Below are 11,120 nucleotides of genomic sequence, written 5' to 3'. Positions count from 1 at the left end.
TATTGTATCAAAAAAACCTAAAAAAACATCTCTAAAAAGTTGAATGCTTCTTGCATTTGTCCCTTAAGTATTAACATTGTTGCACTAAATGTCGCAATTAACACAACAAACGAAACTGCTATTTTAATAGGAAAACCGATAACAAGAAGATTGAATTGAGGCATCGTTTTCATTAACATTCCAAAAATAACGTCTGCTAGCCATGATAGTGCGGTTATAGGAAAAGCTATCATAAAGCCGACCATAAACATATTTGACGTAGCTTTTATAATATAGTTAAATAGATTTTCACTCATAATAAACCCGCCAAGCGGTATCTTCTGCAAAGAGCCGTCTATAAAAAGCAACATCCAGTGATGCATATCAATTGAGAAGAGAATCATAAGTGCCATGAGAGATAAAAACTGAGAGATTATGGGCATCGAAATCCCTGATTGAGGATCAATCGCACTTGCCATAGAAAAACCCATCATAAATGATATCTGCCCGCCTGCGAATGTTATGACATTAAAAGCGATTTGAAGAATTGTTCCTATTGCTAAGCCAAAAAGAAGTTCACTTAAAATTGCGAGAACTATGCTTGGCATCGTGATCGGTATCTGCAAAGGGGGCATTGAGGAGTAAAATACTATTGAGAAAAAAAATGCCATAGAGGCTTTTAATGATATGGGTATGCTGTTATGTGAAAATATAGGCACAGCCATAAAAAGTGCGCCGAATCTAAAAAACAAAAGGATAAAACCTACTACATAAGCATCACTAAAAACCTGAGGCCAACCCATTGCTACATCTTGCTAGGCAGAAAAGTTTTACATGTAATAAAAAATATCACTTGATTATCTTTAATTCTTTATTTACAAGTTTATAAACTTTGTTGCATTTGTGTGCTAGCTCCTCATCATGAGTTACTAATATCATACCTGCACTATTTTTTTGTATATACTCAAAAAAGATGTCCATAACCTCATTTGCTGTAAATTTATCTAAATTGCCTGTTGGCTCATCCACAAAAAGTATGCGAGGTTTTTTTGTTAAAACTCTTGCAATCGAAACCCTTTGCTGCTGTCCTCCCGAGAGTTCCGTTACTTTTTGATTTATTGCTTCATCAATTTTTAATCTCTTTAGGAGTTCTTTGTCTATGTTCTGATTTGAAAGAATTGCAGCCACCTCAAGATTTTCAATTCCGCTAAAACCTTTAAAAAGATAGTGAGACTGAAAAACAAGGCCAAGCTCGTCTCTTTTTATTTGAGACAATCTTTTTTTACTCATATCGGCTACATCTTCGCCGAATATGCTTACACTTCCCTCATCAGGCTTTAAAAGGGTTGATAGGATATTAAGCAGAGTAGATTTTCCGCTCCCGCTTATACCGATAATAGAGATTGACTCTCCCTCTTCTAAATCCAGCGATATATCGGAAAATAGCTCATAATCAAAACGATGTGATAAATTTTTTGCAGATAATAAATTCATAAAAGGATTATAGCTAATTTAATTGCAAAATATCTTTTTACACCCTTTGCGAGAGCGAATATCTAACTTTCTTGCATAAACTCTCTCAACAAGTTTTTTCATAATATATGCAAAATAACCGTCTAAATATATACCGAAAATCTTAGAGACTGCATACCCTCTTCCTAGTGCTATCAAAATGCCACGTGACTTTATTTTATGTTTGATTAAAGGTTGGTTGTTAATTAGATTTCTTATATTTTTTGAACAAATCTCCGCCATCTGTTCTGCAGTATCCGCTGTGGGAGCGACTACTTTATCTTTATTATATATAGTAGTGCAATCACCTATTGCAAATACTTCATCATAGCCTTTTACCTGTAGATATTCATTTGAAACTATATAACCCTTTTGATTTTTTTCCATCAAGAGATTATTTATCAATGAACTAGGCTCTATTCCGCCTGCATATATCATAAAATCCATATCCATTATCTCGCCGCAACTTAATTTAACGCTATTTGCAGTTACTTCTACTACTTTTCTTTGGCTCTTTATAACTATTCCAAGCTCTCGTAATCTTTTATCTGTTTTATCGACAAGTACTTTATCAAGCCCCTCCAAAACATGTTTGCCAGAATTTATAAGTACTATATTTAACTTTCTGCATATAAAATTATTATTATTGTAAAACTCACGTGAATATGATGCCATTTGTGCCGCAATTTCTACTCCGCTAAGCCCCGCACCGGCAATAACTATATTTAAAGCTGAACAACTAGCTCCGCTCTCTTGAACTCTATTAAATAGAGACATCTCAAATTTTTGTTTAAAATACATGGCATGACTAAGTGATTTAATGCCGTGAGCATATGTACTTAACCCCTTAACGTCAGCAATTAATTTTGTACGTGCACCGACAGCTATTATTAAATAATCATAACTATATCTTTGAACCGTAGTAATTACTTTCTTGTGTGTAAAATCAACGTTGCTAACTTTTTGTTTTAAAAAAGTTACGTTATTATCAAAACCGCTGCAAAATGTAAAAAGATCAACACTTACCTGTGCAAAATCTTCCTCATTTGCTATAAGATCGTAAACATCGGTCTGCATAAAATGGTATGGATTTTTATCAAAAAGTAGAATTTCGTTTTGAGGGTTTTTTGACAATCTCTCGACACTGCGTAAACCTGCATAACCACCGCCAATAACAATAATCTTATTTTTTTTCAAAACCGACCTTTGCTTTATTTTGAAAAATTATAGCATTTTATTTTTATTAAGTTAAGTATTGTAAATTATTTGATTTTTTTAATGAGGAGTTTTTTTAAATAGGGTAAGGAAAAATCCTTAGCCCATTTGTGCAGCAACTTCTGCAGCGAAGTCGTCAGCTTTTTTCTCGATTCCTTCACCTACTTCAAGACGAACAAAATCTACAATCTCAGCAGTTCCGCCAAGCTCTTTTGCAGCAGCTTCAACAGCCTGCGCAACAGTCAATTTATCATCCAAAACGTAAGTTTGGTCTAATAATGCAAGCTCTTTATCTAAAGTAGTATTATCATCAATAAAACGAGCTAAAGAACCAGGAATAATTTTATCCCAAATTTGTTCCGGTTTACCTTGAGCTTTTAATGCTTCTTTGATATCAGCTTCAGCTTTAGCTAAAACAGAATCAGTTAATTGACTCATAGAGATATATAGAGGTACATTTTTAAGAGGTTTTTTAAGACGAGCAAGCTCTTCGTTGTCTTTTTTAATAGTCTCTATTCTACCGATTGTCTCAGCCTGTACAAATTCAGAATCAAAATCTTTAAAAGATAGTGTTGTCGGTTTCATAGCAGATGCATGCATAGCAACATTTTTAAGCATAGGTACCATGCCCTCGGCAGTTTTCTTACTATCGCATTTTGCTAAAATAATTACAGCTATACGGTTGTTAGAGTGAATATAACCGTTTAACGCAACAGTCTCATCGCTAGCATCTAATGTAGCAAAGCGGCGAATATCAATTTTTTCACCGATTTTTGCAACAGATTCTGCAAAATATGAGCCAAACGACGTTGCTTTTAAGCTATCAACATCAGCCGGAGAAGTAGCATAAATCTCTTCCGTAGTTTTTAAAACTAAATTTTTAAAACCTTCATTTTGAGCAACAAAGTCAGTTTCAGAGTTAATCTCAACTACCGTAGCTTTAGAGAAATCATCTGCAATTTTAAAGCCTACAAGACCTTCAGCCGCGATACGGTCAGCTTTTTTAGCTGATTGTGCGATGCCTCTCTCTTTTAGCCAAGCCGCAGCTTTTTCCATATCTCCGTTACTCTCTACAAGAGCTTTTTTACAATCCATCATCGGTGCGTCAGTCGCCGCACGCAAATCTTTTACCATTGCTGCTGTAACTGACATAATTATACTTCCTCTGTTTCGAAATCTTCTACTTCGAAAGCTTCCATATCATTAGAAGCAGGCTCTTGTGCCGTATCTTCTTTTGCAACTTCATCACGACCGCCGCTTCTTAATGCTTTACCTTCATTAATAGCTTCCGTCATTTCACGGCAGAAAAGTTGAATAGAACGAATAGCATCATCATTCCCCGGAATCGGATAAGTGATAAGGTCAGGGTCACAGTTAGTGTCAAGTGGAGCAACAACCGGAATACCTAAACAACGAGCTTCTAAAACAGCAATGTGCTCTTTAACAGCATCTACTATGAAAAGCATGTCAGGAAGTTTTTTCATATCACGGATACCGCCGAAATAAACTTCAAGTTTCTCTTTTTGACGAGTAAGCATTAAAGCTTCTTTTTTAGTTAAAAGATCAATTTGACCGTTTTCTTGCATTTCAGTAATTACGTCAAGTTTACGAATAGATTTTTGAATAGTAGGGAAGTTTGTAAGCATACCGCCTAACCATCTGTTGTCAACGTAAGGCATTCCACATGCGATTGCCGCATCTCTTACAGAAGAACGAGCCTGTTTTTTAGTTCCAATAAAAAGAACTGTTTTACCTTCAGCTGCCGCATCAACAACTATTTGGTAAGTGTTACGGAAATAGCGAAGAGTTTTTTGCAAATCTATAATATAGATATTTTTACGAACACCGAAGATATATTTTTTCATTTTCGGGTTCCAACGACGTGTTTGGTGTCCGAAGTGTACACCGCACTCTAATAGGTCTTTCATAGTTACCATAGGGTATCCTTAAGGGCTGTTATTAGCCGGAATTTTATCAGTTAGCTTTGGCAATGTCGAACAATTATCCCTTAAAAAAGAGGTTGCACTGATTTTTTGACACATACCTGTTAATATTTCTTTGACATTTAGGCAAAGAAAATCGGCGAATTTTACCTAAAAAACATTTAATTTAAGCTTGAAGCTCTTCTAATTTCTCTTTGACTTCTTTTGCATGGTCTTTAACTTTTACTTTTCCCCATATAGCTTTTATAGTTCCTTCAGGGTTTATAACAAAAGTAGTGCGGACTATCCCCATATACTCTTTGCCATAATTTTTCTTTAACTGCCACACTCCATAATCTTGAAGCATTGACTTCTCTTCATCGCTAAGCAGTGTTATAGATAAATCTTTTTTTTCTATAAAATTACGGTGTTTTTCAGTACTGTCGGCACTAACTCCCAGAACAATCGCATTTAAATCATTAAACTCAGGCAGTGCATCACTAAAATCACATGCCTCAGTAGTACATCCCGGAGTATTGTCTTTTGGGTAAAAGTATAAAACTATCCATTTGCCCTTTAAGTCTCTCATGCATATCTCTACATCATCCTGATTTGGAAGACAAAATTCCGGTGCTTTGTTATCTATTTTTAACATGTATATTCCTTGATTTTAAAAATTATCTTTTGTTTTTCCGTTAATCATTGTTGAAACTATTCCGTGTTCATCTTTTGCATCTGCGATAAATACCCCTAATATATGAAGAGGAACAAAAACTAAAAAAACATTATATGAAAGTTCATGCAAACTTTTTATCTGTTTAGTTGTCTCTTGAGAAAGCTCTAAATATTCATGAAGATATACGACAAATCCGCTTATTGTTATAAAAAAAATCGTTGCATATACTATATAATAAGATATTTTTACGCCCTTTTTATGAAGTGTTAGCGAGCTAAATGCATCTCTTTTACTTCTATCTATAAAAAAGAGTACGACTCTATAAAGAACCAAAAATGCAAGTGCGTAACCAAGTATCAGATGCCACTCCCACATAATATTACGAATTGCTTTTGCAATTATTACGGCATCTTCTTTAAATATATCTGCGCCCATATCGGTAAGCTTTGTCATTATAATTTCAGAGTTTGTTCTATAACTAAGAAATGTTTTTCTCAAAAACACGGTTCCAAGCAGACCCAAAATAACTATAGCACTAAGCCAATGCCAAATTCTAAAACCAAGTGTATATTTCATCTAAAACTCCAATATATTTAAAAAATAAACATCAAAAAATAAACCCAAATACCCGTTAAAGAGGTAAGCGAGACTCCCGTAAATGTTATTAGACCCATATTTTTGTGTCTTTTTAGCATTATAAGCTTTTTTGCCGCAAATATAGCAGTTGACCATATTATAAGTGTAATAACGGAAATAACTATGTGAAAAATTAAAACTATAAAAGCATAGTTATGAGAAACTCCGCTGTTTTGCATAAACGTATCAAAACCTCCGATAACTCTTACTCCATACTCAAAGTAAAAAAGTACGATGACAGAAAAAGCAAATATAGCTATCTGAAGATACGCATGTATTTTATATCTTTTATCTTTTGCAAAATAGATTGCGACTGCCACCAAAAAAGGTAAAAGTGAAACAATAAGAGTTACCAAATCCATAAAAAAAGGAGCACGTGTGCCAAAAAAACCTGTTTCAAACATATATCCGAAATTACTATTCAATTTCTTAGCCTTTTCTTTTTTGAAAGTAAGCATAACATATAGCCAGTAAAACTAAAGCAGCTAAGATAAATATAGTTATTTGCTTTAAGTAAGCATCAATCAACTCTTGATTTTCGCCTATAAAATAACCTAACATAACTAATATAAATGCCCATATAGAAGCTCCAAGCGCAGTATAGGTGGAAAAAAGCACTAAATTCATGCGGCTAAGTCCGGCAGGAATAGAGATAAGTTGGCGAATCCCCGGCACCAACCTTCCTATAAATGTTGAAATATGCCCATGTTTGGCAAAGTAATTATCCATTTTATCTATTGCATTTTCGTTTATAAAAAAATATCTTCCATACTTGCGAAGAATTTTTCTCCCAAGCATCAATGCCAAATAGTAGTTTATATATGCTCCTGCCATTGAGCCGCCGACTCCGCTTAACATTATCATGCCTATACTCATCTCGCCTTTATGAGCAAGATAACCCGCCGGAATAAGTACTATTTCACTAGGAAACGGTATAAAAGAGCTCTCGATACTCATTAGTAAAAAGATGCCGATATAACCCCAATCAAAAATTAAATCAACTAACGACGTAGCAAACTCTCTAAGCATTTAGCGTTTTTACCACATCTTGAATCATCTCTTTTGCCACATCTTTACCTGCATACTCTAAAAGCGCTCTGCTTTTTACCTCAAGATTTTGATTTAAAATCGAAATTAGTATTGATTTCAAATCAGCTTCTTCACGTTCACACCATCCTAAATTATTATCTACAATAAATCTAGCATTATAGTATTGATGGTCTGAAGCTGCATACGGAAACGGTATAAACAGCGCAGGCAAGCCGTTTGCACATAATTCCCACAAAGTACTTGCACCCGAGCGACTAACTGCCAAATCTGCACTTGCCATTAGAGTCGATATATCTTTTGTAAAACCGTAAACTTCCGCCTCTACATGTAAGTTCTCATACTCCTTTTTTACTCTAAGAAAATCTCTCTCGCCTGCTTGATGAACTATTTTTATACCTAACTCTTTAAGCTCTTTTGCTACACTAAGTGCCAAATCGTTTATAGCTTTTGCTCCTTGAGAACCGCCTAAAAAGATAACTGTTTTAATTTTGTCTCTCACTCTTGCGTTTTTAAAAAACTCATCTCTAACCGGATAACCTTTTATAGGCGAATTTTTATCATAAGCCGATATAAATCTTGAAGCAAAGGGCTTTAAAAGCGAGTTTAATCTTCCCTCGATTGCATTTTGTTCATGTATAAAAAGTGGTACAAATCTACTTAAAGAGGCAAAAGAAGCAGGAGCTGCCGAAAAGCCGCCAACGCTGTAAGTTGCTTGAATGTTGTGCTGTTTTAATATCGTTCTTGATATAAAAAATGCTTTTATTATCCGCCAAAGTGCTTTTACTTTGCCAAAGCCTTTTTGATTTACGACTCCTGTGGTATCTAAAAAATATACATGACTAAAAAAACTATGAAACTCAAAATATTTTCTGTCTTGCCCGCTTTGCGAACCTATAAAAATAACTTCGTGCCCATCATTAACAGCCGCTTCAACTAAAGATTCTGCAATCATTAGATGTCCGCCTGTTCCGCCACCAGTTATGCAAAGTTTCACGCGTCTCTCCATATATCATCTTCACGCATCTTCGCCTTTTTAGACCCCATTAAAACCATGCCGATTCCTATTGAAGCGGCTAAAACTGCAGATCCGCCATAACTTAAAAACGGAACCGAGATTCCTTTAATAGGTGTAATACCGCTTATTCCGTAAGCATTTACCAAAAAGGCAAAAGCAAGTAAAAGTCCTATTCCGATACTAAAGAGATATATACTTGAATCTTCGGAACGATTTGCGACTTTAAAAATCCTCTGAAGCATCCACATAAATATTACGACAACAACCAAAACTCCTACAAATCCAAACTCCTCGGCAAGTCCTGCTAAAACAAAGTCTGTATGAACCTCGCTTAAAAAACCTAGCTTGAAAGTTCCGTTAGCAAGTCCTGTACCGAGTAAGCCGCCGTTATGAATGGCATTTAGTGAATGTCCAATCTGATATGGTTCAACCTCTGTCGGAACTCTAAGCTGCGAGGCAATAGACTCAGGAAATATCTCTAAAACACTGTTCTGCGCCAATGCCCACCATGATTTTATACGTATTATTCTATGTTCTGCAGTAAAAATAAAAAATATAAAAAACATAAATGTTCCAACTAACAAAGTCAAGAAAAATCTAAAACTGCTTCCGGCAAACATAAGCATAAAAAGCAAAGTAAGCCCCAAAACTACGACTTGCCCTAAGTCATTTTGAACAAATGCTATAATAAACATTGCTCCCACAAAAACTATACCGTAAGGGGCAAATCTGATATACTCATCTTTTACTCCCATTCCGTCATGATGCCCCAATCTCCTAGAAAAACTCCAAGCCAAAAAATATACAAATCCTATTTTAAAAAACTCAACAGGAGCGATAGAAAAACCAAAAATCTTTATCCATCTTTTTGCTCCGCCTACAGCCGAAACCAAAAACTCCGGCAAAAACGGCATAGCTACCATTAAAATAGTAGAACCTATAAATAGTGTAAACCCTATTGGAGTTAAATGTTTATCAGGATCTCCCTGAGCCAACAACCAAATAATAAATATGCTTAAAAATCCAAAAATTACTTGTCTGATTGCAAAATGAAACTCGTTTACTCCAAAGAGTAAAGTAGCATATACAGAGAGGGTATAGCTTAAAAAAATACCTATTCCGATAAGTACCGATACAAGTGTAAAGAGTGTTCTGTCTGTCATATTATGGGCTACTTTATCTTGTTGATTTTCAACACAAACTCAACTTCTGCTTTTGATATATGGAGCTCTCTTGAGATAGTCTCTAATGTAATTCCCTGTTTATAGAGCGAAATTATTTTTTCATCGTCGTTTCCGTGAATCGATGTCGGAATAGATATCTGCTTTACGCCGCTCTCTAATGAAGCCATCCTTGCTTCCATATGTTCGTCTATGTTTTGGATGCTCTCTTCTAATCTCTTTAACCCTATCGAAATCGGTTTAACCATGTCATATACCGTTCTCTCGACCTCTTGGTAAATTTCATCATCACTCATTCGTGAACTATTTTTTTTGATATTTACTTGAGTATCTTCAAGTTTTTTCTTTAGATAAAAAATCTCTCTGTTTAACTCCTCTGCAACCGTAGCTACGGAGTGTATGTTTCTGGTGTATTGCGAATCTCTTGTAAAAACATAGTATATTAAGTAAAGCAGCATTGCCGCCATTGCAACTACTAAATACTCTACGCTTATGGTTTCGAGATTCATTTTTTACTCTCTTTTGCTTCGCGGATAAGAACTCTCTCTCTTGCGGTCAGATAAGCTCCCCACTCCCGCTCGTCACGCTCATGCATCTTAGTGATTTTAGCCAAAGACTTATCAAGCGCAATAAAAAATATCGCTACATCTCTCTTTGGATGAACAGGCATCTCGACTCTTCCGTAGTACTCTGCGCCATCTTCTAAAATATCATCTGCCAATTTAAAGTGCTCAAATCCTATTGATTCTATAGCAACTTCATTAGTCAAAGAGAGTCTCTTTGGCTTCTCATTTTTTAAAAACATCTCAAGCGAATCTATTTTTTTATGCAGCTCTACGATAAGGTTTAGCAAAACGGGGTCGGTATCTGTTGTTTCGCCCTTTGCACGAGCTAGTTTTAACCATTGGTTTATCGGATCGTCATCACTCTCGCTTAACTGCTGGTACTCTCTTAAATAGGCCTCTTCATCGGTATCGACTCTACTAAAAACTATATTTATAGGTGCATTTACCAATCTTACACTCATGCCATTACCTTATCCAATATAATTAAAATAAAAAAAATAATACCTAGATAGCCGTTTACCGTAAAAAAAGCGCGGTCTATTTTCGTGAAATCTTTTCTAACAATATAATGCTCGTAACCAAGCATAAAGGCGCCTAAGAGTACGGCCATATAAGCAAACTCTCCAAGACCTGCAACCCAAACGAACATAACCCAAAAAAGTATAGTTAACATGTGAAAAAAAGCAGAAATAGCAAGGGTTGCATCTGAGCCGTATTTTGAGGGAATAGAGTGCAGACCTCTCTCTTTGTCAAAAGCCATATCCTGCAAAGAATAAAGCAAGTCAAAACCTGCAACCCAAAAAATAACGCCTAAACTAAGTAAAACTGACCAAGGAGTAATCTCGCCGCTTACGGCAACAACTCCGGCAATAGGCGCTAGTCCTAACGATATACCCAAAACAACATGTGCTAAAGAGGAAAATCTTTTAAAATAGGAGTAGCTTCCAAGAACAAGCAGTATAGGAAAACTAAGCTTAAATGCAAGCGGATTTATCATATATGCAACGGCTATAAATACGAATGCATTGACTAACGTAAAAATCAAGATGCTAAAAGCGTCCAATCTTCCATCAACATTCGGTCTTGACGCAGTTCTGGGATTTAACGCATCTATATCTCTATCCGCAAATCTGTTTAGCCCCATTGCAAAATTTCTTGCACTGATTGCGGCTAATACTCCAAATATAAGCAGAACAAAACCAAACCAGCCATCTGCCGCGACAATCATTGCGATAAAAATAAAAGGTAGCGAAAAGATAGAGTGTTCAAACATAACCAACTCATTAAAATCTCTAATCTTGTCTATATATCGTTTCAAATTTGACCTTAAATACTTTTTGTTTAATTCTACCCAAAGTTGATTTAAAA

The 11,120-nt window shown here is 35.5% G+C and carries 14 protein-coding genes; all 14 read right to left on the bottom strand.

The features are described 5' to 3' along the window. Positions 1-17: 17 nt before the first annotated feature. The 14 genes from fliR to mqnP all read right to left on the bottom strand — a co-directional run bounded on the left by fliR (position 18) and on the right by mqnP (position 11,070). Positions 18-782: a flagellar biosynthetic protein FliR gene (fliR, locus tag A2530_RS06985; protein WP_294884822.1), complete on the bottom strand. Its 765-nt coding sequence runs from the start codon at positions 780-782 to the stop codon at positions 18-20. Positions 783-828: 46 nt separating this feature from the next. Further along, complete coding sequence (locus tag A2530_RS06980; protein WP_294884824.1) at positions 829-1,473, bottom strand: ABC transporter ATP-binding protein; 645 nt, start codon at positions 1,471-1,473, stop codon at positions 829-831. Between the two features lie 18 nt (positions 1,474-1,491). Then, positions 1,492-2,688, bottom strand: coding sequence for an NAD(P)/FAD-dependent oxidoreductase (locus tag A2530_RS06975; protein ID WP_294884825.1), 1,197 nt, complete (start codon positions 2,686-2,688; stop codon positions 1,492-1,494). A 117-nt stretch (positions 2,689-2,805) separates the two neighbouring features. Next, positions 2,806-3,861: a translation elongation factor Ts gene (tsf, locus tag A2530_RS06970; protein WP_294885150.1), complete on the bottom strand. Its 1,056-nt coding sequence runs from the start codon at positions 3,859-3,861 to the stop codon at positions 2,806-2,808. After that, positions 3,861-4,643, bottom strand: a complete 783-nt coding sequence (gene rpsB, locus A2530_RS06965; protein ID WP_294884826.1) for a 30S ribosomal protein S2 — start codon at positions 4,641-4,643, stop codon at positions 3,861-3,863. The genes tsf and rpsB overlap by 1 nt, the downstream gene beginning before the upstream one ends. Before the next feature lie 172 nt (positions 4,644-4,815). Next, complete coding sequence (bcp, locus tag A2530_RS06960; RefSeq protein WP_294884827.1) at positions 4,816-5,283, bottom strand: thioredoxin-dependent thiol peroxidase; 468 nt, start codon at positions 5,281-5,283, stop codon at positions 4,816-4,818. Between the two features lie 15 nt (positions 5,284-5,298). Next, positions 5,299-5,880 (bottom strand): cytochrome b/b6 domain-containing protein, encoded by a 582-nt coding sequence (locus A2530_RS06955; protein WP_294884829.1) that lies wholly within the window; start codon positions 5,878-5,880, stop codon positions 5,299-5,301. 17 nt (positions 5,881-5,897) lie between these two features. Continuing rightward, positions 5,898-6,365: a DUF420 domain-containing protein gene (locus A2530_RS06950; RefSeq protein WP_294884831.1), complete on the bottom strand. Its 468-nt coding sequence runs from the start codon at positions 6,363-6,365 to the stop codon at positions 5,898-5,900. Between the two features lie 4 nt (positions 6,366-6,369). Then, positions 6,370-6,969: a DedA family protein gene (locus A2530_RS06945; RefSeq protein WP_294884832.1), complete on the bottom strand. Its 600-nt coding sequence runs from the start codon at positions 6,967-6,969 to the stop codon at positions 6,370-6,372. Beyond that, the gene (murG, locus tag A2530_RS06940) at positions 6,962-7,984 is read right to left on the bottom strand and encodes an undecaprenyldiphospho-muramoylpentapeptide beta-N-acetylglucosaminyltransferase (protein WP_294884834.1); all 1,023 of its coding nucleotides are present in this window, start codon (positions 7,982-7,984) and stop codon (positions 6,962-6,964) included. Before murG ends, A2530_RS06945 begins: the two co-directional genes overlap by 8 nt. Further along, positions 7,981-9,168, bottom strand: a complete 1,188-nt coding sequence (locus A2530_RS06935; RefSeq protein WP_294884836.1) for an FtsW/RodA/SpoVE family cell cycle protein — start codon at positions 9,166-9,168, stop codon at positions 7,981-7,983. The genes murG and A2530_RS06935 overlap by 4 nt, the downstream gene beginning before the upstream one ends. Before the next feature lie 8 nt (positions 9,169-9,176). Further along, positions 9,177-9,695, bottom strand: coding sequence for a hypothetical protein (locus tag A2530_RS06930; protein WP_294884838.1), 519 nt, complete (start codon positions 9,693-9,695; stop codon positions 9,177-9,179). Continuing rightward, complete coding sequence (locus A2530_RS06925) at positions 9,692-10,213, bottom strand: hypothetical protein (RefSeq protein ID WP_294884840.1); 522 nt, start codon at positions 10,211-10,213, stop codon at positions 9,692-9,694. The genes A2530_RS06930 and A2530_RS06925 overlap by 4 nt, the downstream gene beginning before the upstream one ends. Further along, entirely contained in the window at positions 10,210-11,070 is an 861-nt protein-coding gene (gene mqnP, locus A2530_RS06920; RefSeq protein WP_294884842.1) for a menaquinone biosynthesis prenyltransferase MqnP, read from the bottom strand. Before mqnP ends, A2530_RS06925 begins: the two co-directional genes overlap by 4 nt. Positions 11,071-11,120: the final 50 nt, after the last annotated feature.

This window comes from Sulfurimonas sp. RIFOXYD2_FULL_34_21 (assembly GCF_001830805.1).
In the GTDB taxonomy this organism is placed as follows: Bacteria; Campylobacterota; Campylobacteria; order Campylobacterales; family Sulfurimonadaceae; genus Sulfurimonas.
This window is presented reverse-complemented; position numbering and strand designations above follow the sequence as displayed.

What these genes read in the sequence shown, in the direction of transcription:
- fliR (WP_294884822.1), bottom strand. Translation starts at nt 782, where the DNA reads ATGGGTTGGCCTCAGGTTTTTAGTGATGCTTATGTAGTAGGTTTTATC.
- A2530_RS06980 (WP_294884824.1), bottom strand. Translation starts at nt 1,473, where the DNA reads ATGAATTTATTATCTGCAAAAAATTTATCACATCGTTTTGATTATGAG.
- rpsB (WP_294884826.1), bottom strand. Translation starts at nt 4,643, where the DNA reads ATGGTAACTATGAAAGACCTATTAGAGTGCGGTGTACACTTCGGACAC.
- bcp (WP_294884827.1), bottom strand. Translation starts at nt 5,283, where the DNA reads ATGTTAAAAATAGATAACAAAGCACCGGAATTTTGTCTTCCAAATCAG.
- A2530_RS06955 (WP_294884829.1), bottom strand. Translation starts at nt 5,880, where the DNA reads ATGAAATATACACTTGGTTTTAGAATTTGGCATTGGCTTAGTGCTATA.
- A2530_RS06945 (WP_294884832.1), bottom strand. Translation starts at nt 6,969, where the DNA reads ATGCTTAGAGAGTTTGCTACGTCGTTAGTTGATTTAATTTTTGATTGG.
- A2530_RS06935 (WP_294884836.1), bottom strand. Translation starts at nt 9,168, where the DNA reads ATGACAGACAGAACACTCTTTACACTTGTATCGGTACTTATCGGAATA.
- A2530_RS06930 (WP_294884838.1), bottom strand. Translation starts at nt 9,695, where the DNA reads ATGAATCTCGAAACCATAAGCGTAGAGTATTTAGTAGTTGCAATGGCG.
- A2530_RS06925 (WP_294884840.1), bottom strand. Translation starts at nt 10,213, where the DNA reads ATGAGTGTAAGATTGGTAAATGCACCTATAAATATAGTTTTTAGTAGA.